The organism is Ornithinimicrobium faecis, assembly GCF_023923225.1.
In the GTDB taxonomy this organism is placed as follows: domain Bacteria; phylum Actinomycetota; class Actinomycetes; order Actinomycetales; family Dermatophilaceae; genus Ornithinicoccus; species Ornithinicoccus faecis.
Genome location: NZ_CP099489.1, coordinates 424494 through 451046 on the forward strand (window position 1 = coordinate 424494; position 26553 = coordinate 451046).

The 26553-nt window shown below is 65.8% G+C and carries 22 protein-coding genes; 15 read left to right on the forward strand and 7 right to left on the reverse strand.

What is annotated here, in order from left to right:
• Positions 1-11 precede the first annotated feature (11 nt).
• Together NF556_RS01930 and NF556_RS01935 are read left to right on the forward strand one after the other, a co-directional pair.
• Positions 12-929 carry a hypothetical protein gene (locus tag NF556_RS01930; RefSeq protein ID WP_252593824.1) on the forward strand — a complete coding sequence of 306 codons (918 nt, stop codon included), beginning with the start codon at positions 12-14 and terminating at the stop codon, positions 927-929.
• Positions 929-1807, forward strand: coding sequence for a sulfotransferase (locus tag NF556_RS01935; RefSeq protein WP_256829347.1), 879 nt, complete (start codon positions 929-931; stop codon positions 1805-1807). The genes NF556_RS01930 and NF556_RS01935 overlap by 1 nt, the downstream gene beginning before the upstream one ends.
• 33 nt (positions 1808-1840) lie before the next feature.
• Here the strand turns inward: NF556_RS01935 and NF556_RS01940 are convergent, their stop codons facing one another.
• The gene (locus NF556_RS01940) at positions 1841-3421 is read right to left on the reverse strand and encodes an oligosaccharide flippase family protein (protein WP_345780134.1); all 1581 of its coding nucleotides are present in this window, start codon (positions 3419-3421) and stop codon (positions 1841-1843) included.
• A gap of 1146 nt (positions 3422-4567) precedes the next feature.
• The gene (locus NF556_RS01945; RefSeq protein ID WP_252593827.1) at positions 4568-6145 is read right to left on the reverse strand and encodes a hypothetical protein; all 1578 of its coding nucleotides are present in this window, start codon (positions 6143-6145) and stop codon (positions 4568-4570) included.
• Between the two features lie 269 nt (positions 6146-6414).
• On the opposite strand from NF556_RS01945, the gene NF556_RS01950 reads away from it, so the two are divergent.
• The 6 genes from NF556_RS01950 (at position 6415) to NF556_RS01975 (ending at position 13373) form a co-directional block, all read left to right on the forward strand.
• On the forward strand, positions 6415-7428 hold the full coding sequence (locus NF556_RS01950; RefSeq protein ID WP_252593828.1) for a sulfotransferase: 1014 nt from the start codon (positions 6415-6417) through the stop codon (positions 7426-7428).
• Positions 7425-8261, forward strand: coding sequence for a sulfotransferase domain-containing protein (locus NF556_RS01955; protein ID WP_252593829.1), 837 nt, complete (start codon positions 7425-7427; stop codon positions 8259-8261). Before NF556_RS01950 ends, NF556_RS01955 begins: the two co-directional genes overlap by 4 nt.
• Positions 8262-8320: 59 nt before the next feature.
• Positions 8321-9136: a sulfotransferase domain-containing protein gene (locus NF556_RS01960; RefSeq protein WP_256829350.1), complete on the forward strand. Its 816-nt coding sequence runs from the start codon at positions 8321-8323 to the stop codon at positions 9134-9136.
• Between the two features lie 139 nt (positions 9137-9275).
• Positions 9276-11459 carry an O-antigen ligase family protein gene (locus tag NF556_RS01965; RefSeq protein ID WP_252593830.1) on the forward strand — a complete coding sequence of 728 codons (2184 nt, stop codon included), beginning with the start codon at positions 9276-9278 and terminating at the stop codon, positions 11457-11459.
• Positions 11460-11493: 34 nt separating this feature from the next.
• Positions 11494-12441: a glycosyltransferase family 2 protein gene (locus NF556_RS01970; RefSeq protein WP_252593831.1), complete on the forward strand. Its 948-nt coding sequence runs from the start codon at positions 11494-11496 to the stop codon at positions 12439-12441.
• A gap of 194 nt (positions 12442-12635) precedes the next feature.
• The gene (locus NF556_RS01975; protein WP_252593832.1) at positions 12636-13373 is read left to right on the forward strand and encodes a glycosyltransferase; all 738 of its coding nucleotides are present in this window, start codon (positions 12636-12638) and stop codon (positions 13371-13373) included.
• A 56-nt stretch (positions 13374-13429) separates the two neighbouring features.
• Here the strand turns inward: NF556_RS01975 and NF556_RS01980 are convergent, their stop codons facing one another.
• Positions 13430-15358 carry a cell wall-binding repeat-containing protein gene (locus NF556_RS01980; protein ID WP_252593833.1) on the reverse strand — a complete coding sequence of 643 codons (1929 nt, stop codon included), beginning with the start codon at positions 15356-15358 and terminating at the stop codon, positions 13430-13432.
• Positions 15359-15733: 375 nt separating this feature from the next.
• Between NF556_RS01980 and NF556_RS01985 the strand changes: the two genes are divergently transcribed.
• Positions 15734-16471 carry a winged helix family transcriptional regulator gene (locus tag NF556_RS01985; RefSeq protein WP_252593834.1) on the forward strand — a complete coding sequence of 246 codons (738 nt, stop codon included), beginning with the start codon at positions 15734-15736 and terminating at the stop codon, positions 16469-16471.
• On the opposite strand, the gene NF556_RS01990 is transcribed toward NF556_RS01985, so the two are convergent.
• The 4 genes from NF556_RS01990 to NF556_RS02005 all read right to left on the reverse strand — a co-directional run bounded on the left by NF556_RS01990 (position 16446) and on the right by NF556_RS02005 (position 18658).
• On the reverse strand, positions 16446-17078 hold the full coding sequence (locus NF556_RS01990; RefSeq protein WP_252593835.1) for a TIGR03085 family metal-binding protein: 633 nt from the start codon (positions 17076-17078) through the stop codon (positions 16446-16448). The genes NF556_RS01985 and NF556_RS01990 overlap by 26 nt on opposite strands.
• Positions 17079-17080: 2 nt before the next feature.
• Positions 17081-17650, reverse strand: a complete 570-nt coding sequence (gene def / locus NF556_RS01995; protein WP_252593836.1) for a peptide deformylase — start codon at positions 17648-17650, stop codon at positions 17081-17083.
• An 80-nt stretch (positions 17651-17730) separates the two neighbouring features.
• Positions 17731-18450, reverse strand: coding sequence for a PH domain-containing protein (locus tag NF556_RS02000; RefSeq protein WP_252593837.1), 720 nt, complete (start codon positions 18448-18450; stop codon positions 17731-17733).
• A 40-nt stretch (positions 18451-18490) separates the two neighbouring features.
• The gene (locus NF556_RS02005) at positions 18491-18658 is read right to left on the reverse strand and encodes a hypothetical protein (protein ID WP_252593838.1); all 168 of its coding nucleotides are present in this window, start codon (positions 18656-18658) and stop codon (positions 18491-18493) included.
• 226 nt (positions 18659-18884) lie between these two features.
• On the opposite strand from NF556_RS02005, the gene NF556_RS02010 reads away from it, so the two are divergent.
• The 6 genes from NF556_RS02010 (at position 18885) to NF556_RS02035 (ending at position 26401) form a co-directional block, all read left to right on the forward strand.
• A complete protein-coding gene (locus tag NF556_RS02010; RefSeq protein ID WP_252593839.1) occupies positions 18885-20096 on the forward strand; it encodes a cation:dicarboxylate symporter family transporter in 1212 nt (403 codons plus the stop codon).
• On the forward strand, positions 20083-21129 hold the full coding sequence (locus NF556_RS02015) for a threonine aldolase family protein (protein ID WP_252593840.1): 1047 nt from the start codon (positions 20083-20085) through the stop codon (positions 21127-21129). Before NF556_RS02010 ends, NF556_RS02015 begins: the two co-directional genes overlap by 14 nt.
• Before the next feature lie 169 nt (positions 21130-21298).
• Positions 21299-22567, forward strand: coding sequence for a hypothetical protein (locus NF556_RS02020; protein WP_252593841.1), 1269 nt, complete (start codon positions 21299-21301; stop codon positions 22565-22567).
• Positions 22564-23727: an energy-coupling factor transporter transmembrane component T gene (locus NF556_RS02025; protein WP_252593842.1), complete on the forward strand. Its 1164-nt coding sequence runs from the start codon at positions 22564-22566 to the stop codon at positions 23725-23727. The genes NF556_RS02020 and NF556_RS02025 overlap by 4 nt, the downstream gene beginning before the upstream one ends.
• Positions 23724-25502, forward strand: coding sequence for an ABC transporter ATP-binding protein (locus NF556_RS02030; protein ID WP_252593843.1), 1779 nt, complete (start codon positions 23724-23726; stop codon positions 25500-25502). The genes NF556_RS02025 and NF556_RS02030 overlap by 4 nt, the downstream gene beginning before the upstream one ends.
• Entirely contained in the window at positions 25499-26401 is a 903-nt protein-coding gene (locus NF556_RS02035; RefSeq protein WP_252593844.1) for an ECF transporter S component, read from the forward strand. The genes NF556_RS02030 and NF556_RS02035 overlap by 4 nt, the downstream gene beginning before the upstream one ends.
• Positions 26402-26553: the final 152 nt, after the last annotated feature.

The window sequence follows — 26553 nt, forward strand, 5'->3', positions numbered from 1 at the left end:
GATGAGGGGTCGTGCCTGAAACGGAGCCCGGACCCGCTGCGAGAGGCGCCTCTTCAGGAGCGGAGACCTGGGTGGTTCTGGTTGTGTCAATGGGGCTACTCCTGCTCCTCGCAGCGGGCGCGGCGGGGCTCACGAGCGAGTTCCTGCCACCTGCCTTTGCCTCTAAAATCGTGTACAACAGCGAGGGATACCTTTTCGCGGCGGTTCTCACGCCGTGGATCTACTTTATCGCGCGACAACCTGGTACTCGGTGGACCATCCCAGTCTCCATCCTGCTCGGTTTACTGTGGCTCACGATCGGCTTGGGCCTCCTGAACAGTTCGCTGCTCGGCTCTGTCAAGACCTTGAACGAGCCCGCCATTGCGCTAGGCATCTTGTTGCCCTACCTCACACTGAGGCGCCCCCTCGCCCGATGGGTTCCATCAGCGTTGGTATGTGCAATCTTGATCACCGTCGGCTTGGGCATGTTCAGGGCTCGCCCGGTGCCTGGGGTGAGCATGGACTCGGATAACTGGGTCATCTACCTCGGTGAGGGAATCTTCCTAGTCCTCCTGAGTGTCGTCGCTCTCGACCTCGTGGAGCGGTGGATGCTGGATCCGTCTGCAGCACGTCTACACCTTGTGCGTCGCGCGTTGTTCTACGCTGTCCTCGTGTTAACGCCCATCGTGGTCTCGGCGCTTGGACGATCTGCCAGAGTCGGTGATCAGTGGTCCAGTATGAGTCTGAACTACCTGGGGCGTGTCCACGAAGCGTTTGTCGGGATCCTCCTGGTGTGCGGGACCCTTCTGCTTGTGTCGTGGAATGAGCGGAGAACGCGGAATCAAAAAGTGCATCGCTCGACGCCTCAGAGTGTGCATGCCGATGACAACCTCAGTCCGGAATCCTCGGTGGGGGGTGACGCGTGGGGCCACCTGACGCACACGCCTTGATGAGGCCGCCCCCCATTCTGGTGACTGGGATGCCGCGTTCAGGAACAACGTGGCTGGCGCGACTGCTGGCCTCCGGACTCAGGACGGCACTTCCCGGCCGGGAACCCATGAATCCCCGAGGGCGTCAGTACGCACTCTCCGGCACGCTTCCCGGTTGGGTGCGGCTGACCCAGCCCACTGTTCAGCAGGTTCGCATCTTGCGGCGTGCCTACGCTGGTATCAACCCTTGGACCTATAGCCGCTATGGACACCGCCAGTGGATCGCTGGCCTGCCCAACATTCGATGCATCGTGAAGGATCCGTTCGCGATGCTGTCCATACCCGCAATTCAGCGGGTCACAGGAGCACGAGCCGTTCTGGTTTATCGGCACCCGGGGGCCGCACTCGCGAGTTACCGGCGCATGGGGTGGACGCCAGACACAGAGGAACTCGTGCCGATCATCTCGCAGTTTATCGCTAAATACGGACCGACCGACGGTGTGGTGCTGCCCCGGGATGGACAGGATGACGTCAGTGCTCTCGCCTGGTTCTGGAGCGCCCTGTATGGGATGGCATTGCGCGATACCTCGCCGGAAGCAGTCGATGTGGTGTCTCACCGTGACGTCGCGATCGGAGGTGACGCCGCGGCTCGGCGGCTCTTCCAGGCCCTCGAGCTGACATGGACGAGTGCCACGCAACAACTCATACACCCAAGCGGGGTTCGGGCTGCAAATGAGCAGGCTCTGCACAACCTGCACCGCGACCCCGCAGTGGTGGCAGATGCCTGGCGTGATCATTTCGCCAGTCGGGACGTGCAGCGTCTAGACGAAGAGACGGCAGCAGTTCGCGAAGCTCTCGAGCAACGAAGCCTCCGAGTCTCGGAGCGGCCCGCTCCCTGACTCTGTCGCAGTTCGTGGCTGGGCAGGGACACCCTACGTGGACGAGAAGGACTGCTTGCGTCCCGCCTTCCTCTTCCGGAGCGCACTGACTAGCACTCCTAGTTGAAGTTGCCGTCGCAGCAGGAAGAGCGCTCCGCCATAGACGACGAACCCGAGCGCCAAGCTGGTGACGAAGTGGGCGCCTCCGCTAAGGACCGCCCCGAGAGCGAGGGGCAGCAGGCCGAAGGGTACGGCGCTGGCTGCAATGGCCAGCAGGGTTGCCCCGCCGAAGGGGTGCAGACGGAACCAGTGGAACACCTGCGCAAGGGGTAACAAATTGCCTAGGAGCAGTGCTGCGGCCCAGCCCACGGCCGCCCCCAGAACGCCGTGACTGGGGATCAGAAGGAAGTCTAATGAGATGTTTGTCGCGAGCGCTATGAGGACGTTGGTCAGGTTCCAAAACGACCTTCCCGCCATGATTAGGACCATGTCGACCATCCCGCATGCGGTCGCCACAAGCATGGCTGCGCAAAGGATGAGCAAGGCGCTATCTCCCATGGAGTACCCGTCACCGAATATTCCGAGCACCGTGCCCCCGAAGTTGAGGAGGACCAGATAGAGGGGCCAGGTTGCAAGTACTAGCCACGCGGTGGACGCCTGATAAAGGTGCGCTGTGCCTGAGTAATCTTTGTGTGCAAGGGATTCCCCGAGAAGGGGTTGGACGCTCAGGGACACCGCGCGCCCCACCATCTGGCCAAGGGCGAGGAAGCGTGTGGCTGCACCGTAGATGGCAGCTGCCTCGAGGCCAGCCAGAGCACCGACCAGAATGATGTCCAGGCGTTGCATCGCTACCTGGGCAACCCCGGCCAGCGCACGCGGAGCGCTAAAGCGCCAGAACGCGCCTGCGGGCCGGAACGTGGGGTCGATGACTTGCGGTGCTGCTCGTTCGCGGAGTCGCTTCCACCACCACCACGCCAACACTGCGGTGGGCAGGTAGGCAAGTGACCAGGCCCAACTGATGGCTCCGGGGCCGAGGAGGGTGAGCAGCACCCCGACGAGGACAAGCTGGAGTACCGGCCGGGTCATCTGGTCGAGGGCCGCTGTGGGTTTCATGGTGCCCAGGCCGCGTGTTCCCGACGTCGCGATATTGAGGACGGCCGCGCACGGCACAAACAGGGCCATGAGCCGCATGTAGTCGGCAAATCCGCCATTCGCTCCGGGACTGAGCAGGCTCTCCAATGGGTCCGCGAGTAGGAACAGCGCCGCAGCTAGGACGACAGCGACGACAAGCACAGGACGAATGGCCGTACGCATATAGGTGGTGGCGTGGTGGAGCTCGCCCCGCGCTCGAGCGCCTGAGAGGAAGTAGACGATCCCGGTATTAGCGCCCAACTGGCCCAGGCTGGTCACCATCAGGAAGAGCGAAGTTGCGGAGAAGAAGATGCCTGCCTCGGTCTGCGACGCCAAGCGGGTGACGGCGACCGTCAGGAGGAACGTAGCGACCCCGGAGACTCCGGATCCCAAAAGATTCCAGACACTACCGCGCGCAGCGCGCTGCAGGGCAGGGGTAGACCTACTCACCGTGGGGCTCTTCTCAACCGAGCGGTGGCACTCTCTAGTGCAGGAACGAGCCACTCAGAGATGGGCCCTCGTTCCGACCCTGCATCGAGTTGGCGGTCGGTGAGGTGCTGCTCGCCTTGAGTCAGGAGGTACAAGGCGCAGATCGCGGTGCCAAGTTCGGGATCGGCACCATTCTCGCCCACGATGAGTGCGGATCGCTCGAGGACACTCTCAAGCGCCTGGCGCGGTGGCTTGGCACGCAGCCGGACCTCCTCCTGCACCGCGTAATGGATCGCGTCGTATCCGATAGGACCCTGGGGCACGAAGCGCTCCCAGTCCCAGGCGGACACCTGGGTGCCCTGGACGGCGATATTCCAGGGGGACCAGTCACCGTGCGTATGTCCCTGCGGGACTCTGAGGTGGCCGATCGTAGACTCGATGGCACCTTGTGCTGCCCGAAGGCTCCTGGCCTCCTGTGTGTCCGCGAGCACCTCAAGCCGTGTAGCCAGTCCACGCCACCATTGGGAGGTCCGGAGCTCGGCTGTGACGACTTCTGCCGCAGTTGCCAGTGTGCGCAGAGCCCTCCCGCGCGTCCGGTCGTCCATGCTTCCAGAGGTCCATGTATCAAGTGGGCGAGTGGCGAGGAACGCAGTATCTCTCCACGGGGGGATGTCGAGGATTGTGGGCACCGTAAGACCTGGCAGTGCCAAGGTGGCCAGGTGTTCCAGAGCGCTGGCCTCTGCCCGAACGCGGCTAACTGTGAGCGGGTTGATACCCACCTTGACGAAAGACACTTGGGTGCCACTGCTCGTCATCAACTGCAGGACCGGTTTGCGGTTTGCACGGGGGGGGCCAAGGGCTATGGCCACGTAGAGAGTCTCATTCAGGTGCTCGCCGATGTGACTCACCAGGTTCGGGGTGTCGCTCGGCCCGCTGATCGTGACGGTCCAGGGGAAGAGGTAGCCCGCACCAGCGCGTGCAGCCCAGCCCAGTGTCCGTGCACGCACCCGACCTCCGCGGGTTGTCGGCGACTTGTAGCCGCGTACGGCACATTCGGCGACCCGGCGGGGGCCCGTCGGTACAAGCAGAGTCGGGCGTCCCGGGTGTGGCAGGAGGCCGAAGGTCAACTCAGCGTTCCGCAGGCCCTGCCGGGACGAAGCCTCGACTCGGTATGGAGGCGGCCACACCTGGCCAAGAATGTTCTCAAGGTCGCCGAGGCCGTCAGGCATCGGCATTGCTGGCTCTGCGCATGCTGTCATCAGGGGTATCCGCACCTGCCGGCGAGTCCACGGCTGTCGCGCCAACGCCGCCGTGCGCTGCGTGTCTGCTCGTCCCGCCGGGGGTCGGAGGAACGCTGACGGCTCCGAGAGGCCGGATCCCCAGCCGTTGGAAGCGATCCAGAGCGGCGGACACCTGTGCGTGAGTCGTGCGGCTACTCGTCACTGACAGCAGGACGGAGTCCGTAGAAGCGATTGCAGCGTCGCCATCTGCTGTACCAGTGCTTGATGCCGCGATGATCACGTAGTCAAAGTCGGAGCTGAGCCGGGCCACGGTGTCACGGAAGCCCTGGCCACCGAGTAGTTCCCTCGCGGCGAGGACATCGCCTCCAGGCAGGATCGAGACGCCTGCTCGTTGACGCATGGCCTCGCGTGGTTCAACGGTGCCCCACAGGACCTCAGCGAGTCCGGGTGCATCCGATATCTCGAATAGGGTCTCGACACCGTGGCTGCCTGGGTCAGCGGCGATAACTAGTACTGAGTAGCGCGCCTCGGCCAGCGATATCGCGAGGTTCGCCACGACCGCTGAGGTGTGCTCGTGCACGCCTACGGCGGTGACGCCGAGAACGTGTGGCCGGGGTCCGTTTGCGACGACTCCAGCCCTGAGTCGACGGTAGGCCTCATGTGCGGCCGAACTCCGAGCTGAGCTGTGCTCTGTGCCGACTACAAGTCCAGGAGGTGTCCGCTGGGGGAGCCGGGCGAACACCGAAACACCGCTCACGTCAAGCTCCTCGTTCTCACGCACGAGGTCACGCCGCCACTCAAGGAGGAGCGCGATGAGAGTTCCGAGCAGGACGCCGCCGATGCCTCCGGCGAGCAGGATTAGGAAGGGATTGGTTCCTGCTGGGCTGGTGGGAGTTGCGGCGGGCGTGACGACTCGTCCGGGATCTGTGCTCTCGACCCGCGCCGCGCTGATGTTCGCGTTGATGTCCGCGAGTCTGGTGGTGTAGATCTCCACTTCCTGCGCTGAGAACTGATCGTCGGCGGCGCCGTCCAATGCGTTCGTGAGTGCGTCTTGGGCTGCAGTCGCCTGTGTCTCGAGACGCTCGATCCGTGCCTCTTGGTTCGCGACCGCGCGCCCTTCCCGGTACTCGAGGTAGGTGTCCGCGAACGCTTGGGCACCTTGTTGGGCTTGTTCTGGGGAGGTGCTGGTGAACGTGATCTCCAGTATCTGGCTCCCGCTAGGCGAACTCGTGTGAACTCGCTCCTTCTCGGCAGGGATTGCTCTGCCGACCACCTTGCCCGTGAGATCTACCAGCGTCGGCGTCGTCAACAGGCCGCCCTCGGTTTCCATCGCCACGGTGACACGCGTAGTGCTTGCGGTCTCCTCGACTGTCAGAGGGTTTCCAGGTGCCGGGCTTAGGAGCAGTGCGGCCGTCGAAGTGTAGAGCGGAGTCGTGGTCATGACGAACCCCACAGCCAGCCCTAGGCAGATCATGACGATCCCGAGTAGTGCCGGAACATGGTGCCGCACTGCAGTCATGACAGAGGGCAGTGCTCGGCCGGGCGCTGTGGCTTCCATCAGGCCCTCCTCAGGAGCGGACGTCGGAGTGGAAACTCACTCGACAATCGGGCACAGGACACGCCCCATGCTGAGTCGACTCTTGGCCCTGCCGGGCGAGCCCATGGCTCACTCGATGGCTCCTCGTCCACGGAAGTGTCCCCCCAACTTCGCAACTTGCAATCGAAACTGAACATCTCTTGACCAAGAGAATACTATCCATATACGTTGTGGTCTAGGCCAATGGAGTCAGGCCAGCCCAGCCCAGGGCTCAGCGCGTGGTGCACCTGATGGACGACGGCCAGATTGAAGGGGAGGTGTCGGTGATGACTGGGGCACCAACTGTCGTGTTTATCGCAGGCTCCGGGCGGTCGGGCAGCACGCTCGTCGAGCGCATGCTTGGCGCGATCCCGGGATTCGTCAATGTCGGCGAACTCATTGACATCTTCAGACGGGTGTATGCCGGGGACGAGCTGTGTGGCTGCGGGGAGCCCTTCTCACAGTGCCCGTTCTGGTGCGAGGTTGGTGATCGCGCCTTCGGTGGGTGGAGTTCCGAACTGGTGGCCGAGATGGCCGAGCTCCAGTCACAGGTCGCTCGCCAACGGCACATCCCACACCTGCTGAGTCCGTACCAGCGTCAGGCGTTTCGGGACTCACTTGGCACCTACCGAGATCGCTACGGCGAGCTCTATCAAGCCATCGCGCTCACCGCGGGCGCTCGGGTCGTCGTCGACGCCAGCAAGTGGCCGTCACAGGCGCTGGCCCTGTCGCGGAGTCGGCTTGACCTTCGTGTGGTCCACGTTGTCCGAGACGTGCGGGGCGTGGCGTGGTCGATGAACAAGCGCGACCTGGAGCGGCCACATGCGACGGGGGGCCGTGAGGTGATGTTTCACCAGGGGATCGCCGTAGCCGCTGGACGGTGGGTGGTTTGTCAGAGCGAAGTGGACGCTGTCCGGCTCAGCGGGACTCCCACCGTGCTGCTCTCCTACGAGGAACTCGCAACTCGTGCCCGCTCGGTCATTGGCCAGACGCTCGATCAACTGGAACTGACCGTCCCGGAGGACGAATTGCGGCACCTCGGGCCTCACGAAGCGGACCTCGGGGCGAGCCATGGGTTGTCCGGCAACCCCTCTCGATTCACGGCTGGCGTGACACCACTCCGCCTGGACGAGGAGTGGCGCGAGAAGATGCCACGCGTCTCCCAATCGGTTCTTGCAGTGATCGGGACGCCCCAGCGAGTGAGGATGACATGGACAAACGCAGCGCGACGACCGGTCGAGCACATGGGCGCGGAGTGGAAATGACGAGGCGACTGCCCAACTTCCTCTACATCGGGCCCGACAAGGCCGGCTCGACCTGGCTGCACGAGGTGCTTGTAAACCACCCGGAGATCTATCTCACTCCGGCCAAAGACCTCTACTACTTCGACCGCTACTTCGGCCGGGGAGAGGAGTGGTATCAGCGCCACTTCGCTGATGTCACTGATCAACGCGTGGTGGGTGAGGTTTGCCAGGACTACCTGTCATGTGCGGAGTCACCGGCGCGAATTGCCACCACCTTAGGTAGGCCGAAGATGATGGCGACGCTACGCGATCCTGTTGAGCGCGCCTACTCGTCATACCTCTACATGCGAAAGCACGGTGAAGGCCCAGACTCCTTCTCCGAGGCCCTTCGGACGAAGCCGACATTGCTGGACCACGGCCGGTACGGCACTCAACTGAAGCGCTATGCCGATATGTTCGGGCGTGCTTGCCTACACGTGGCTGTCTTTGACGACCTGCAGGAAAACCCCCAGGCATTCGTAGACTCGGTGCTCGAGTGGCTCGGTGTCTCCCCCATGGTTTTGCCCGAGGAAGACCTAAAGAGCAAGCTCCCCGCGAGCCGGGCACGATTCGTGCCAGCCGCGTGGGCCGTCCGTCAAGGGGCGAACGTGGTGCGGGCCTTGGACGGCGCCCAACTTGTGGGTCGGGTAAAGCGGTCACCACGAGTTCAACGGCTTCTCTACCAACCGGTGCCGGCCTCTGACCGTCAGATCTCAGCTGAGGATGCAACATGGATCCGCGAGCAGTTGCGCTCCGACATTGAAGCTGCCGAGAGCCTCTTTAGCCTCAACCTGATGGAGCGGTGGGGCTGGTGAAGGTCTCGGTGCGCAAGGTCGCCCCGACGTGGGCTCAGCGGCTCGGTCGATCGGGGTATGTGGCGCTAGGGAGCCACACGGCCGAGGGGCGCCTCGCCCCAGACTTCCTTCTGGTCGGTGGGCAACGTTGTGGGACCACCTCACTCTTCAGAGCCTTGATGCAGCACCGACGGGTGGTGCGTCCTTCCTTCCACAAGGGAGTGAACTACTTCGACATCAACTACCACCGGGGGCCAGCCTGGTACGCAGGGCACTTTCCGCTGAGGCGGACGGCGAACCGTCGTGTGCCCCCCGGGACGCAGCCCGTCGTCTTCGAGGCGAGTGGCTATTACATGTTTCATCCGCTCGCGCTGGAGCGAGCCGTGCGCGACCTGCCGGACGTGAAACTGGTGGCGATGCTTCGAGACCCTGCCGAGCGAGCCTTTTCCGCATGGAAGCACGAGACTGCCCGTGGTTACGAGACAGAGCCATTCATGGTTGCGCTCCAGCGAGAGGATGAGCGGCTGGCAGGTGAGCGTGAGCGGCTCGTGGCAGAGCCCGCCTACTACAGTTTCGCGCACCGTCACCACGCGTACCGGAGCCGCGGGGAGTACTTGGACCTACTGCAACCGGTGACGGACATGGTGCCACGGTCGCAATTGCACATCATGTACAGCGAGGACTTCTTCGCCGAGCCGGATAGGGAGTTCGCTGCGCTTGCCGGCTTCCTCGAGATTGCTACACAAGAACACATGGAGTTCGAGCGGTTCAACGCAAGGCCCAGCACATCGATGCCGCAGGAGGCAAGGGACTACCTGTCGGACCACTTCCGTACCCGCCGTGCCCCGCTCGAGGAGTTTGTTGGGCGCGTTGCCCCCTGGCCGAGGGTTCCGTGACGGACGAGCCAAAGGCGCCATGAACGCGTTGACGAAGTCACATCCCGGGGTATGGAGTCCATCAGCCTCAGGCGCAGAGTCGCGCGCGAAGACACCAGCGGGCAGGCCCCCTCCACTAGGTACGGGGTGGCCGCTCGTCGTGATCTTCGCCGGGCTTCCGCTGTGGTGGGTGCTGGGAGTCATGCAAGTCATGTTCTTCGCCATGACGGTGCCCATGCTGATCCACCTGGTTCGCCGACGGGATCTAGTCGTACCCAAAGGTCTGGGCCTGTGGCTGCTGTTGTTGATATGGATCGCGGGTGGGGTGCTCGTGCTGCAAGCAGATGCGCCCGGTGCAGTTACCGGGTCCAGCGCATTCAGGTACCTGACGTTCTCCTATCGGCTGGGCTGGTATCTCGCAGGCACTGTGGTGCTGCTGTACGTAATTAACAGTCGAAAGTTCCTCACCACCGAGCGTATCGCGCGTGCCCTCAGTTGGATGTTCATCGCGCTTCTTGGGGGAGGCGTCCTCGGTGTAACAATGCCAACTCTCGAATTTCCGTCCCTGCTTGAGACGCTGCTGCCCCAGAGCATCTCGAGCAATGGCTTCGTCAACTCGCTTATCCATCCTCAAGTAGCCCAGATACATACTTTCCTGGGGTATGAAGAGCCCCGCCCCAGTGCTCCCTTTGCCTACACCAACGAGTGGGGGCTTGCCATCGCCTTGTCTCTCCCCTTCTTCATCGTTTCCTGGTGGCGGCAAAAGGGGCCCTGGCGGTGGATGGTTCCAGTACTCTTGACCATTGCCGTTGTGCCGATCGTTTCTTCCACGAATCGTGGGCTCTGGTTGGCGCTGATTGTCATGGCCACGTTCGCCATCTTCGTGATCGCTCTCCGAGGAAACATCACGGTTGTCGCGGTGATGACGGGAGGGCTGGCGGTTGCAGCGGCCCTGATTACGATATCGCCCCTGGCGACTGTCGTGGTCGACCGGCTCAACACACCGCACAGCAACGAAGGCAGGACCAACCTCGGAAGTCTCGCTGTTGGGAGCACCGCGCAGGGGTCGCCGCTCCTCGGATTTGGCACCACCCGTGATGTCGAGGGGAACTTCACCAGCATCGCTGGCGGCGCTACGGATCAATGCCCGGCGTGCGCTCCCCCAGCGCTCGGAACGCAGGGGCAACTGTGGCTTCTGATCTTCGGTGCCGGTTTCGTCGGGGCGGCCCTGTTCATTTGCTTCTTAGTCGGGCAGTTGCTCAGAAACTACCGAAATAGCTCCGCCTTTTCGTTGGCCGCTGCGTGCAGCGTGATCGCTGCACTGGTCACTCTCCCCGTCTATACAACGGTCGGACCATCTCTATATGTCCTCCTGATTGCCGTCGGGGTGATGCATCGCGAAGGGAATAGATGGGGCGAACGGTTGCTGAGCTCGTTGACCGCCCCGGCACTCCGACAATGGCGTCTGGCGGTGTTCATGGGTGCCCTCGGGGCCGTGATCGGCGCGGGGCTCCAGTTCTGGACTGGGACCCCTTCGTCAGCGACTCTCTCCGTCCTCGCGCCACGGAACCTCGTGGTGGGTGATGACGAGACTCGGCCGCTCTCGATCGACACCGAAGGCGCGCTAGCAAGGTCGGGGCGCGTCATCTCTGCAGTCCGTGAGGCGACTGGCGAGGACATCAACGCGATCCCGCAGAGCCTGCGGATCACCGCCGAGCCAAACTCCCGGATCCTCAACGTCTCCTATACCCACAAGGAAGGCCCCCTGGCCTTGGCAGGTGCGGAGGCTGCGGCATATGAGTTCCTCGCCCTACGTGCTGAGCTAGTTGCAGAGAGCGGCTCGGACCCTCTGGCGGGTGATCACGCCCAGGTGCTTCGGTCTTCGGGACCGTTAAGACTCACTGATCGCTGGGTCGTTGTCATCAGCACTGGACTGATGACCGGGGTGGCTCTGGGGCTATGCCTGGCACCTGTCGTGGACGGTCGGCTCCGCCGCCTCCGGGGAGGTACTGAAGCGGGGCTCGAGGGGCGACTCCCCACCTTGGCCAGTCTGTCAGATGGCCGCGGTGACCTTTGGTCCCAGACCGCTGAGACACACCGTGCGCGTCAGATCGCGGAGGTGTACCTCCCTATTGCTGCGGTCCTGGCCGATGACAAGCGGGACGTGGCGGTCGCGATGGCGACAACCCTGGACCGTGACCTTCCAGGCCCGGAAGCCTGGGGCGGCCAGCGCACCCTCCTTATCGCTTCGACGCGATCCCACCCCCGCTCCGTGAACGCCCTGTATAGATCCTGTCGGCGCGTCGGGTTAGACCCGGTCGGGCTGATCCTGATCGATGAATAAGACTGCCCACCGAAACCATCCCAGTGGAGAGACAATGAGTACAGAACCTGTCGGCGCCGAGTTGGCAGCCCCTGAGTTGCCGAGCGTGTGTGCCGTCATACCTGCGCACGCGCGACCAGTGGAGTTGCGAAGAGCCATTCGCTCCGTGCTCGATCAGGAGTACGACGGCTCACTGTCCGTTATTGTGGTCTTCGATCGTGCTGAACCTGATCACACCCTTGAACAGGCAGGCAAACGCCCCGTGCGTGTCCTCGAGAACAATCGGACCCCTGGGCTGGCCGGTGCCCGTAACACGGGCATCGTCGCGAGCGACACCGAACTCGTCGCCTTTTGCGATGACGATGATTACTGGGACACCAGCAAACTGATCGCCCAAGTCGAGGCACTCGCGAACGCCCCAGAGGCGGTCTTGGCGACAACCGCGATGGTTGTCGAGTACGACACACGCTCGACCGTTCGCCTGGCCGGCACTTCGACCGTCACGCACCAGATGCTCGTCAGGTCTCGACTGTCCATGCTGCACTCGTCATCGCTGCTGTTCCGACGCAGTGCCCTTCTCGGCGATGTCGGTCTGATCAACGAGGAGATTCCCGGCAGCCAGAACGAGGACTGGGACATCCTGCTGCGAGCTGCTGAGGCGTCTCCCATTACCCACGTCGACGAACCACTGGTGCATGTGACCTGGGGCCCGAGTTCCTTCTTCCGCCGGAAGTGGGACACGAAAGTCAGCAGTAACCTCTGGATGCTCGAGCAACATCCGTCGGTCCGGGAGGACTCAAGGGCAGCGGCGCGACTCATGGGCAAGATCGCCTTCGCGCACGCCTGCAGCAGTAATCGCAGGGAGGCTTGGAGTTGGTCTGCGCAGACCGTGCAGCGAGACCCACGACAGTGGCGTGGGTATCTAGCAGCAGGGGTGGCGGTTATGCCGCGTTCCGGAGAGCTCATCCTCAGCGCGATGAATCGGTATGGGCGCGGGGTGTGACCCCGCATGTGCTCGCGGTCTCCTCAACTGGTGGACACCTCGACGAGCTTCTTGCGATCGCGCCGCACTTTGCCTCTGACGGTCAGGGTCTCGTGTGGGTGACGGCCGCAACTGCTCAGTCCATGTCCATCCTGCGTGGTCAGGACGTGGAGTGGGTGCGCCAGGTCGGGGCGCGCCAAGGAGGCCGGGTCCTGTTGAGCCTTCCGCAGGCAATGCGCGTGATTAGGAGGCGCCGACCGCTCAAAGTGGTCTCCACCGGGGCCGCACTGAGCATCTCCTACCTCGTGGCAGCCCGACTCCTGGGAATCGAGACGCATTACGTCGAGAGCGCGACAAGGCTTGAGGGACCGTCACTCACGGGAAGGATCGCTCAAGTTCTGCCCGGAGTCACCCTCCACCGGCAAGCGGACAGTTGGCGGCACGGCGGTGGGCAGTGGCGACGCATCGATAGCGTTTTCGGTGCGTTCGAGTGGCACGGTCGCGCCGCCTCTGAATCGCTGAAGATCTTCGTCACCCTCGGCACCGAGCGCTTCCCATTCCAGAGAGCGGTGAGCGCTATAATCGACGCCGCGCCTCAGCATGCCTCCCTCGTGTGGCAGCTGGGGCACACTCCTCCTCCGGACGGTATCCCAGGTGAGGCACGGGACTGGCTCACATTCGAGGAAATGCAACAGGCCGTTCTCGCAGCGGACGTTGTTATCACTCACTGTGGAGTTGGAGCCGTGTTAACGGCGCTGCGTGCCGGAAAGTGCCCAGTGGTGATCCCTCGAGTGGCAGCAAACCATGAACATGTCGACGACCATCAAACGCAGCTGGCTCGTGTGCTCGGCGAATCTGGCCTGGCGTTGGTCTCCGATCCAGGCGAGACGGATCTTGTCTCAGCGATAGACCAGGCGGCAGAACGGCAGGTATCTCGCAGGGAGTCACCCTGAGCGAAATCCAACAGTTCTGCGCTTCGCCCTGAGTGGTCGCCGGCGTTGAGTCCTGGCTAGTCCTGGAGTTCTGCCATCGCCTCGGCGTATGCTGCTCGGCTAAGTGGCATGTTCTCCATGGTGTAGTGGCCATTAGGGCCTGTGTTGCTGTGGAAATAGGTCACAAAGGATAGACCGAGTTCTTCAACAGCTTCTGGAGCCTGCTCCCAGAACGCAGCGCCTTTTGCGTCTGGGTGGCCGTTGTGAAAGCCAGTTTCGCAGATACCGTAGGTTTTTCCCTTGCCCCATGACTGGTCGTCCATCCAGTACTTAAAATCGGACCAGACCTCGAGGGGCGTCATGTCAGGAGACTTGGCCCTATTGACGTAAGCGTCCCAGCAGATTACGTCAACATAGTCATCCCCAGGGTACATTCTGGCAGTCAAATCCTTCTGCGTGCTGCTAACCCAAAAGGTGAAGTCCACATTGGGAGCTTCTTCTTTTACCAACGTTGAGATGCGGCGACTGGCGGCCGCGTAATCCTCGGGCTTCCAGCTCTTGGGGACTTTTCCTTGATTCAGTTTGACGTTGGGCTCGATGTCAAAGGCGAGGCGGACCGTGCCGTCGACGGTTGCCAGCTCCCGACCCCAGCCCCTGATCTCCTCATCGTGAACGCCAGCCGCAATATCTGCCCAGGCCATGTATGAGTCTGGGCCCCCTTCGTTCCAGTCCTTCGATGCCATGCCCATGAGTAGGGTCATTCCTGAGTCGATGCGTTCCACGTCGCGTGCCTTGAGGCCCCAGCGGAAGTTTCCCGACGTGTAGTAAGACGACCCGTGGCCGAGGTCGATCCCTCCGACGAGGTCGCTGAAATCTTGGTCGGCGGTCGGGGCCCCCTGGTTGTAGGCGCCCGCGCTGAAACCCTCAGGGGATGGTGGTTCGGGGGCGGGTGGCTCAGGGGCAGGCGGGGGCGGGTTTCCGGGGTCGGCCAACTGTCCGACGACGCCCTCAGAGACTGCCTCCGGGCCACCGACCACAAAGATGCGGTTCGGGTCGAGGTGGTTGAGTGCTTCACGAGTGCCACTCGCAACCCGGTCGGCGGGCGTCAGAACGACTGGCACCTCGTCGCGGGCCGCCAGCGCACTGACGACAAGAGCATCTGCGTAGTCAAGGCCGGAGGCGACATAGCCTGGCGTGAGATCGGTAGAGAACTCTTTTGCCACAGCGGCTGAAGTCTTGTAACGGTCGGTCCCGGCAACCCGGTGATAGTTCCCGCTCGTGGAATAGGTCGCAGCCTCCTTGGCGACGGCATCGCCGATCGCCTGGGGGCCACCAACGACCACAACCTGCCCGGGGGCGAGGCGCTCGAGTTGCTTGGCGACCTCGGACGGGAGCTGTCCGGGCTTGGTGAGGAGCAGGGGCTCGTGCTCGGCGCCGGCGACGGCTGCTGCCGACAGCGCGTCGGGGTAGTCCTCGCCGCTGGCGAGGAAGACCCGGTCACGGCCCTTGGTGTATTGCGCCGCAATGCGCGCGGACGTGGCGTATCTGTTCTCTCCAGTCAGACGCTCGACACCCTCGTCGCCGGCGTAGGAGCCGAGCTCGGAAAGGACCGTGTTGGACACGGAACCCTCGCCACCGATCACCGTGATGCGCTTTGGCTTCAGACGCTCAAGAGCTGAGACTGTCTCACTGGGGAGGTGGTCCGACTTCGTCAGCAAGACCGGCGAGTTGAAGACGCCTGCGCGGGATGCTGCACCCAACGCGTCAGGGAAGTTGTGTCCGCTGACGATGTAGACACGCTTGCCGGTGGCCGACCATTGATCGGACACCTCTGTCGCAGTCTCATAACGGTTCTTTCCAGCCAAGCGCTGGACGGTGACGGCCGAGGGGGACTCGGCTGTCTGGCTTGAGGATGAATCGTCGCTGGGGCTGGCGACAACAGGGGCAACGCTGACCGTGGCGGCCAGCGCGACGGCACTCAGGAGGCTGAGGGCGTTTCGGGACATGGGGCATCTCCTGCACACATCGGGGGATGTCTCCATGGTGAGGTTCTGCGTGTGCCCTGATGCCGGTTCAGAGGAACCTGGTGACGTCTCTTGACCAAGGGTTGGACGGCCAGCCAGTCTCAGTGCGTGGATCGCGAGAAAACTGGAGAATCCACACCGTGGTGCACGACACAGCGCGCTCGGCCCGTGGAATCTGCGGTCAACGCCCCCAGCGGCCGCAGCAGTCAGGCCACCCTACGCCGAGTTTCTCTGAGAAGTTGCCATCTCCTGTTGCATTAGGCAATGATTAGGTAAGATTATGGTAAAGAGTCTCTAAACAGTGGGGGACCTCGCCGAGGGCGACTAGCCGCTGTTGTCAGCCCTGAGGAGTGTTGCATGCGCCCGATCGCGGTGCTTCCGTCGACTGCTGGGCACGCGACAGCCCAGATGGTCTTCCAGGTGCTCATCCAGCAGCGCCTGGAATACGACGTGCTGTCCACCGCTGAGTTCACACGCGCTCAGCGGGCCAACCGTGCCTCGCTGGTGGTCGCCCTGGTGCGTGGGCTCGACATCCCCGCCATTGAGCTGGTGCGCAGCCTGCGGGAGCAGCTGGTCCCGACCTTTCTGGTGGCCGAGGAGCTCAGCGAGACTGACGAGGTCACCCTGCTCCACTCCGGCGTCTACGACGTGGTCCGCGCCAGCGCGTCCCCGCAACTGATCGGCGCGCGCCTGCGCACCATGTTCCACCACGTGCACGAGGGCGAGCCGACCCGCACGCCCTATCAGTTCGCCAACGTCACCGTGCGGCCCGACCACCACGAGGTCCACGTGGACGACAACGTGGTGCCGGTGACGCGGACCGAGTTCCGCCTGCTGGTCCTGCTCGCGCAGCAGCCCGACCAGGTGGTCAGCAAGGATGTGTTGGCCGAGCTCCTGGGCGACTCCCGCCGGATGGCTCCGCACGCCGTCGAGAGTCACGTCAGCCGGCTGCGCAACAAGATCACGGCAGCAGGCGGGCCACGTCTGATCGAGTCCGTGCGAGGCGTGGGATACCGACTGAAGGCCAACGGCAACGGCAATCAGCCGATGGTGGGCTCGAGCTCGAGCCCTACAGTGCCTCACGCAGAGCGCTGACCGCATCCGCAGGACCAGAGACCTCCACCGCGGCCACGCGCATCCGGCCGAACAGCGCCATCACCAGCTCAGCCGGGGTGCCGGTCAGCACTGCCGTGCCCACGCCCGTCGGGGCCTTCACCGCTGAGCGACCGTGGCCCGGCGCGACCAGGACGATCCCCGTCGGCAGCCGCCGGGTCAGCAACTTGGCGACCTTCTTCAGTTGCCGCCACAGCGCAGACTCAAGCTCGGCAGGGATCTCGCGCTGCGGCCCGACCTGGCCCTCGCCGCGCAGGATGTCCTCGTGGTGGATGAAGAACTCGGTGAGGTTGGCGACCTCGTCCACGAACGGCATACGGGTCGGGGACCACGCCGGCGGCCCGGTGCGCACCAGGTGCACCAGCTGCCCCCACGGCCTGGTCGCATATTCCTCCATCCCGCGCTCCAGCCTCCCAGCCAGCGGCGGCACAGCAACGCCGAGCGCGAGGTCCGGGCGGGAGTCGCGGATCACCAGATGGGCAGCGAGCTCCGCGGTCGACCACGGGTCGCAGAGGGTGGGTGCGGAGGGCCCGACCCGCTCCAGGGTGTCGCAGAGCGCCTGGCGCTCGAGGGCGGCGTGACCAGCCACGATCAGACGTCCTCGGCCTTGCCAGCGGACGGGTCCCACTTGGTGATGCCTCGCTCGGCCCAGCCGCGGTCCTTGGCGGCCTCGCGGGCCTCGCGCTTCAGCGGGCCGATCAGCTTGTCGACATAGAGCGTGCCGTCCAGGTGGTCGGTCTCGTGCTGCAGGCAGCGGGCCAGCAGCCCCTCGCCCTCGATGACGACCTCGTTGCCGTCCAGGTCGGTGCCGGTGACGCGGGCCTGCGGGTGACGGGCCAGCGGGAAATACTCCCCGGGCACCGACAGGCAGCCCTCGCCGTCCTCCTCCTCGTCCAGCGGCGCAGGGGTGCCCAGACGCTCGAGCACGGGGTTGATCACCAGGCCACGCGCGTTCGGGCCGTCCGGCACTGGGCAGTCATAGACAAAGATCCGCAGCCGCGCACCGACCTGGTTGGCCGCCAGACCGACGCCCTCGGCCGCCTCCATCGTGTCGAACATGTCCGCCACGAGGGTGCGCACCTCGTCGGTCACCTCGCGCACCCGCTTGGTGGGCTGGTGCAGCGCCTGGTGGCCCTGGACGGTGATTTCGCGGACGGTCACGAGCTGGTCTCCTTCGGACATGACGGACTGAGCTGATGCTGCCCGTCGATCCTAATGGGGGAGGGCCCTGCGACCAGCAGTCACTTCCGCCGCGGCCGCGGGATGGGGCCGGTGATGTCCGGGTCCTCCCAGAAGCCCGCCGGGGCATAGGGCGCGGCGTCTTCGCGGGAGACCTCCCAGACCGGCCCCTCCTGGGAGTCCGGCTCGTCCTGGTCGTCGGTCTCCTCCCAGCTGTCGTATGCCGAGGCGCCAGTCTCCGGCGCCCGCTCGCCGAAGGGGTCGTCATCTGGGTCGCGGCCCTCCGGGCCGAAGATGGTGTCGCAGATCCGTCGATAGGTGTCATCGGGGTCCGGCACCCAGTTGATCTCGCGCATCGCCTGGTCCTGCCCGGCGGACTCCATGATGAACTGCCCGTAGCCCAGCACCCGCCCCAGCGGGGAGCGCGCATAGTTCATGTCGGTGACCTTGCGCAGCGGCATCATCGCGACCTTGTGCGTGATCAGGCCATAGGTCATCAGCAGCCGCTTGTCGGTCGCCACGAACCACTCGTTGCGCCACTCCAGGGCCTTCCAGAGCAGCCGCAGCACCAGGGCAAACCACAGCCACCACAGCACGAGCGGCAGGGCCGAGGCCTCAATGGGAGCGTTCGTGGAGATCCAGGACGCGACGAGCAGCCCGATCAGGGTGGTGAGGACGGGCTCGATCATCCGGCCCCAGTGGTGGCGGATCGCGACCACGACCTGTTCGTCGCGCAGGACATAACGGTCCAGGATGCGGCTGTGCACACGCCTCTCGCGCACCGGGCTCACCGGCTCGTCAGCACGCGGTTCGGGCTCATGGTCACTCCATCAGTGAGGAGAAGAACTCGCCGATGTTCTTGAAGCCGGTGGCGATGATGTCCCAGACCGCCTGCACGATGTCCGCCGCACGCTCCGGGCTGGTGATGATCGCATAGACGATGAACCCGAACAGCAGCCAGATCAGGATCTGCTTGATGTTCTTGGGCATCAGGGACTCCTCGGACGGGGCAGGCAGGTGGTCACACTCGTCCAGCATCATGGCAGCCGATTCGGCACGCGCCGGTGTGCCACGCCGCGAGTTGCGCGGCCCGGCGGCTGGTTCCTCACCTGCCCCAGGTGCCTCACATGCCCCACTGGCTGTCTGCTAGCGTCCCGACGGGCTCGCCGCTGGTGGGCCTCATCATGACTGCTCGGGGCGCAAGCAAGGAGCAAGCATGAAGTTTGGTCTTCTGCCACGGATCATCGTGGCCATCCTCGCGGGGGTGGGCCTGGGGCTCATCCTCCCCGACTCGATCCTGGGCATCACAGAGTCGTTGCGGGTCCTGCTGAGCGGGCTGCTGAAGTTCTTCATCCCGCTCATCGTGCTGGCCTTCATCGGCGCAGGGATCGCCGACTTCCGCGGCAAGGTCGGCAAACTCTTGTCAACCAGCGTGATCCTGGCCTATGTCGACACCGTCATCGGCATCGCGCTCGCCGTGGTGGTCGCCGTCCTGGTGATCCCGCAGATCACCAGCCAGGGCGACCCCTCCAAGGCTGGCAACGAACTACCTGAGCCGTTCTTCGAGATGATCATTGACCCGCCGCTGGCGATCCTGACCGCGCTGCTCCTGGCCTTCATCCTCGGCATCGGGGCGACCTGGGACTCGTCCACGGTGATCCGCGACGGGCTGCTCCAGTTCCGCGACATCGTGCTGTGGTCGATCCGGGCGATCGTGCTGCCGGTCATCCCGTTCTTCATCGGACTGACCTTCATCAAGCTCGCTGCCGAGGGCGAGATCTTCAACAACATCCCCGTCTTCCTGGGCATGTTCCTGCTCATCGTCGTGATGCAGTGGGTCTGGCTCGCGATCGAATACGGCGTGGCGGGTGCAGTGTCGCGGCAGAACCCGTTGCGGATGATCAAGGCGATGATCCCGGCCTACTTCACCGGGATGGGGACCATGTCGAGCGCCGTGACCATGCCCGTCGCCCTCAAGCAGGTCCACTCATCAAAGATGATCGATGACGACGTCACCGATTTCGCGATCCCGCTGTTCAACACGGTGCACCAGGCGGCCGCCGGCATCGGCATCGCGGTCGCGGCCATGACCGTGTCCGTGCTCACCACCGGGAGCCTGCCGGACACCGGCTCGATCGTGGCGTTCGTGATCCTCCTGGCCGTCATCGAGGTCGGGGCAGTGGGCATCCCCGGCGGCTCGATCCTGGCCTCCTTGGGCATCTTGCAGAGCACCCTGGGCTTCGGTGAGGCCGAGCTCGGTCTCATGCTGACCCTGTTTGCCATCCAGGACAGCTTCGCGACCGCCGGCAACGTGACAGGCGACGGTGCCCTGACGATGATCGTCAACAAGTGGTTCGGCAAGGGTCCGGGGTCCTCGGACACCGACCGCCCGGCAGCAGACCAGGAGAGTGCTGATGTCAGTGACTAGTCAGATCGACCTGCGCAGCGACACGGCCATCCAGCCGACACCGGCGATGCTCGAGGCGATTCAGTCCGTGCAGTTCCGCGATGACCTCCTGCGTGAGGACAAGTCGACCAACGCCCTCGTCGAGATGACCTGCGATGTGCTGGGGACGGCCGATGCGGTGATCACACCCTCCGGGACGATGTCGAACCAGATCGCTGTCATGGCGCTCACCTCGCCCGGGGAGGAGGTGATCCTCGGACCCGCCTCCCACGTGCGCAACCTCGAGGGTGCCGGACTCGCAGCGAACGCGGGAGTCCAGATCAGGTGCATCCCGGTCGACCGAGGGATCTATGACACGGATGCTCTGGCCGCTGCCCTGCGGACCAGCAGCCTGCAGGTGGCGCGGACGGGTCTGATCAGCCTGGAGGCGACCTACGACCTCAACTCTGGCTTCGTCACACCGATCGACAACTATCGGGACATCCGGCGCCTTGCCGACCACCACGAGGTCCCGGTCTTCCTGGACGGGGCCCGACTGTTCAACTCCGCGCACGCCCTCGGCGTCGACCCGGCCGAGATCACGCAGCACGTCGACGCGGTGCAGTTCTGTCTGAACAAGGGCCTCGGGGCTCCCCTGGGGTCGATGCTGGCCGGCAGCAAGGAGTTCATCGAGCACGCACGCCGCCTGCGCCAGCGGCTGGGCGGCGGCATGCGGCACACCGGTCTGCTCGCCGCTCCGGGGCTCATTGCCCTCGCGCAGTGGCGCGACACGATCGCCGCGGATCACCTGGCGGCGCAGCGGGTCGCGGAGCGGCTCGGTGCCGTTCCGGGTCTCGCGGTGGTCAACGGGCCCATCGAGACCAACATCGTCTCCCTCTCCGTGGACGCTGCCGTGATGCCGGTCGAGCAGTTCATCGGCGAGCTTGCGGGCAGGGGTGTTCACGTCAAGCGCATCGCGGACGACCGCGTGCGGCTCGTCACTCACCGCTCCGCCACCGCCGAGCACCTGGAGATGGCGTGCGACGTGATCGAGCAGACTGTTCGACCCCGCTAGTCCTGGTTATCACTCTTGACCGACTTCCATGGCAATGAGTGATAAGCGCCCCCGGTGCTACCCTCAAAGCACTCCCACGACGCTGCAGGGGAAGCCGGTCAAACTCCGGCGCTGACCCGCAACGGTAGGCCGCTCACACAGCGGCGAGCCCGATCATCCCGCAGCCGAGTTGGACTCCACGACCCCCGCCGAGGACTGCGGGCCGGAGCCCGGGCACCGGCAGATCAGCGGTGGCCGGCCGGTCCAGTCACCGGCCAGAGACCAGGAGCCGCAGGCGATGCGCACCATCACAGCCCAAGCCGTATGCCGTGTGCTCGCCGTCCTCTCCCTCGTCGCGGCGGGCCTGTGGTCCCCTTCCCTGGCGTCAGCGGACACCACCCCGCAGAGCTATGCCGGACCCTGCACGGACGACCTCGGTGTCACGGTCGTGATCGACTTCCAGGACCTCGGCGGGTCCACGGTGGTGCGGTGCGCCCCCGGCAGCGGCGGCGCACCGTTCCAGGGTTCCGGGGTGGACGCCTTCCAGGCCGCCGGGATCCAGCTCGCGGGCACCAGCCAGCACGGACTGTCGGTGGTTTGTCGCGTCAACGGCCGACCGGCAGCCGACGAGCCGCTGCCGATTTCGGGGGACGAGGGCTACACCGAGCAGTGCACCAAGATGCCCCCCGGAACTGCGTTCTGGTCCTACTGGCAGGCGGACAACAACGGCAGCTGGGCCTTCAGCTTGCGTGGTGCAGCGAGCAGCACGGCCCGGGCCGGCGGCTTCGAGGCGCTGTCCTTCTCGCTGAACTCCACCTCGACCCCGCCGCGCACCGCCCCGAGCCGGCCAGCCCCGGAGCCGCCGCCCACGCAGGACCCTGAGCCCACCCCTCCGCCCGAGCCGACGCCTCCGCCGAGCGACGACCCCGAGCCAGCGCCTGCCCCGCCTCCTGTGCCGACACCGCCACCGTCTCAGGACCCGGCTCCGTCCCTCGCGCCCAGTCCGCAGCCGCCCAGTGACCCGGGGCCCAGCGATCGGGAGCCGAGCGAGCCCGCGCCACCGACATCAGAGCAGCCGACGTCAGCAGGGCCCGGCCCCAGCGACGCCGCGACCAACCCGGAGCCGACGAGCGACCCCACGTCCACATCGGACGACCCGGAGACCGCCTCCGCGACGAGCAGCCCCGGGCCCCGCGCCAGTGAGGCCGAAGCCAGCGCGACCACCGCCGGACCGGAGGCCGCGGCCGACGACGAGGCGGCGACCACCACGCCAGCCGATGAGCCGGGCGAGCCCACCGGCAACTCGGCCAGTGATCAGTTCACTGACTCTGCCGACGACGGTGGGGGAGCCGGTGCACTGTGGGTGACTGTCGGCATACTCCTGCTGTTGGGAGGCCTCGCCTTCTTCGCCTCGCGCCGCCGTCGCGACCCGGACATCACCCACCAGGTGGAGCCGTGACCGACAGCCCGGCCCTGCGGTGGCGCACCTATCACCTGCCGCGCGCCCTGCACCCTGGCGCGTGGTGGGTCTGGGCGCTCGGCCTGGCCGTGGCCGCCAGCCGCACCACCAACCCGCTCCTGCTCGCGCTGATCCTGGCCGTCGCGTGCACCGTCGTCGTCGCCCGCCGAGGGGATGCACCCTGGGCCCTGGCGTTCCGGCTCTACCTCTATGTCGCCGCGTTCATCGTCATCATGCGGGTGGCCTTCCGGATCGTGTTCGGTGGCAACACCGGCGGCACGATCCTGTTCACGCTGCCGACCATTCCGCTGCCGGACTGGCTGGCCGGCATCCGCCTGCTCGGGGAGGTCTCGGCCGAGTCGGTGCTCGGCGGGTTCTATGACGGGCTGCGGCTGGCCACCATGATCGTCTGCATCGGCGCGGCCAACGCGTTGGCCAACCCCAAGCGGTTGCTCAAGACCGTGCCCAGTGCGCTCTATGACGTGGGCTCGGCCATCGTTGTCGCGCTCTCGGTCTTCCCTCAGCTGGCCGAGTCGGTGCAGCGGGTGCGGCGCGCGCGGCGGCTGCGCGGTGGCTCGGGCAAAGGACTGAAGGCGCTGCGCGGCATCATCATCCCGGTGCTCGAGGACGCCCTGGACCGCTCGCTGCTGCTGGCCTCGGCGATGGACTCGCGCGGTTATGGCCGCTCCGCACAAGTGCCCCGCGGCACGCGCGCGCTCGCGGGTGCCTGCACGCTGCTGGGGCTGATCGGCGTCTGTGTCGGGGTCTATGGCGTGCTCGACGGCACGGCTCCCGGCGCCCTCGGGCTGCCGATGCTGGCCGTCGGTCTGGCGCTGGCTGCCGGTGGCTTCGTGCTGACCGGGCGGCGGGTGCAGCGCAGCCGCTATCGCCCCGACCCCTGGGGCCTGGCCGAGTGCCTGGTCGCAGGCTCCGGCATCGCGGTCGGCCTCCTGCTCTCTGTCCTGCTCTCCGTCGACCCGACCGACCTGCACCCCTCGCTCTTCCCGCTCACCTGGCCCCAGGCCGAGCTGCCCGCCGTGCTCGCGATCCTGGTCGGGGCCCTGCCCGCGGTGCTCGCCCCGCCGACCCCGCTGACGGCCGAGGAGATCCGCGCGGCCTCGCCCCGGCACGCCCCCGAGCTCGTGGAGGCTGGCCGATGATCCGCTTCGAGGACGTCTCTGTCACCTATGTCGACGCCGACCGCCCCGCCCTGCGCGACGTCAACCTGACCCTGCCCGAGGGGGAGCTGACGCTGGTCGTCGGTCGCACCGGCGCCGGCAAGTCCACGCTGCTGCGCGCGATCAACGGGTTGGTGCCGCACTTCACCGGCGGCCACCTCGAGGGCCGGGTCACCGTCGATGGGCTGGACACCCGAGACCACCCGCCGCGCGAGCTCGCCCACGTCGTCGGCATGGTCGGGCAGGACCCGCTCGCCGGCTTCGTCACCGACACGGTGGAGGAGGAGCTGGCCTATGGCATGGAGCAGCTCGCGACCCCGCCCGACGTGATGCGCAAGCGCGTCGAGGAGACGTTGGACCTGCTGGGCATCGCCGAGCTGCGCCGCCGCCCGCTGCGCACCCTCTCTGGCGGGCAGCAGCAGCGGGTCGCGATCGGCTCGGTGCTCACGATGGGTCCGCGCGTGCTGGTGCTCGACGAGCCAACCTCAGCCCTCGACCCCACGGCCGCCGAGGAGGCGCTCGCCGCGATCACCCGCCTGGTCCATGACCTGGGGGTGACGGTGGTCGTGGCCGAGCACCGCATGGAGCGCGTCGTGCAATATGCCGATCGCGTCGTCCTCCTCCCCGGCGACGGAGTCGTCGTCTCGGGTGACCCGGCCCAGGTGCTGGCTGACTCTCCCGTCGCCCCGCCGGTCGTTGAGCTGGGCCGGGTCGCTGGCTGGTCCCCGCTGCCGCTCTCGGTCCGCGACGCGCGCCGCCTCGCCGCCCCCCTCCGCGCCGAACTCGCCGCGGCACTTTCCTCCCGACCGAGCGCACCGGGTGGCGAGATTTCCGGCGACCGAGCGCGTGAGCGCCTGACCTCAACCCCGACCGAGCGCGTGAGCGCCCGAGATTCTGGTCGACCGGACGCGCCTTCGAGCGATCCGGCCCTGGTCGCCCGCAAGATCGTGGTCCGCTATGGCGACGTGCTCGCCGTCCGCGGCGTCGACCTCACTCTCGAGTCGGGCACGGTGACCGCGCTGATGGGCCGCAATGGCTCGGGCAAGTCCTCGCTGCTGTGGGCGCTGCAGGGCTCGGGCCCGCGGCACTCCGGGACGGTCGACGTCCAGGGGCAGGACCCCGGCGCGGTGTCTGCCAAGGTTGCCCGTGAGTTGGTCGGCCTGGTGCCCCAGTCGGCCTCCGACCTGCTCTATCTCGAGACCGTCGACGCCGAGTGTGCTGCGGCCGACGCCGAGTCCGACCGAGAGGCGGGGGCCACTCGCGCCCTGCTGGATCGCATCGCCCCTGGCATCGACGGCGGCCGCCATCCCCGAGACCTGTCCGAGGGGCAGCGCCTCAGCCTTGTGCTCGCCGTGCAACTCGTGGCGGCTCCGGACGTGCTGATGCTCGATGAGCCCACCCGTGGCCTGGACTATCGCGCCAAGGAAGAGTTGGCCCGCATCGTCGGTGAGCTGGCCGCCACGGGCAAGGCAGTCGTGGTCGCCACCCACGACGTGGAGTTTGTCGCCACCGTCGCGCAACGGGCCATCGTCATGGCCGAGGGTGAGATCGTCGCCGACGGCACCGCCGCCGAGGTGATTGGTGCCTCCCCGATGTTCGCGCCGCAGGTGGCCAAGATCCTCGGCCAACCCTGGCTCACGGTGAGCCAGGTGGTGCAGGCGCGCCTTGGCATACCTGCTGCTGACCCGACCAGCGGTGACGTGCAACACCGGTCACCGGTGACCCGTGCTGCACGACGCAACGGGGCCGAGAGGTGAGCGCCACCGCAACCAGCCGCCCGTGGCGCACGTTCGGCACCAACGCCGCCCGCACCGCGGCCGTTCGGATCGGTCCGCGGTCGGCGCTGGCGATCGCCCTGGTGAGCATGGTCGGGCTGGCGATGTTCCTGTGGCCGCTGTTCATCCCCGCCCAGCCGACCGTGATGCAGCACACGGTCGACGCCCCGTTCGTGTTCATGGCCGTGCTGCCGATGCTCGTGCTGATCGTGCTCGCCGAGATCAGCGAGGGCGGCATGGACTCCAAGGCCCTGGCGATGCTCGGCGTGCTCTCCGCGGTCAACGCCGCACTGCGGCCGCTGGGCGCGGGCACGGCCGGGATCGAGGTGGTCTTCTTCGTGATGGTGCTCGCGGGGCGGGTCTTCGGGCCGGGCTTCGGCTTCGTGCTCGGGTGCACCTCGATGTTCGCCTCGGCGCTGCTGACCGCAGGTGTCGGGCCGTGGCTGCCCTTCCAGATGCTGACCTCGGCCTGGATCGGACTCTTCGCGGGCCTGCTGCCCCGGAGGGTGACCGGCAAGGCCGAGATCGCGATGCTGGCGGTTTATGGCGTGGTCGTGGCGTATCTGTTCGGCGCCCTGATGAACATGTGGTTCTGGCCGTTCGTGACCGGTGTCCAGGTCTCTGGTGTCGAGGGGTCGCTGGGCTACGAGCCGGGTGCGCCCATCGGGGAGAACCTGCACCGGTTCCTGATCTTCACCTTCTTCACCTCCACGCTCGGTTGGGACACCGGGCGGGCGGTGACCAATGCCCTGCTGATCGTGCTGGTCGGGCCCGCGCTGCTCGCGACGCTGCGGCGAGCGAGTCGGCGGGCGTCGTTCGGGGTGCGGGGTACCTTCGGGCGGCGTGCTGTGGCCGGTGAGGCAGAGAGCGGCCCACGCTGAGTCTCCGGCCACACGGCCCGGCCGCCAGCATGCCGTCTCAGGAGACGTGACACTGGTGCGCGGAGACGCACCACCGGAACCATTGGTGTCCGGAGGTGCACCATCGGAACCATTGGTGCGCCCGGGGACACCAATGTCACGTGCCTGGCAGG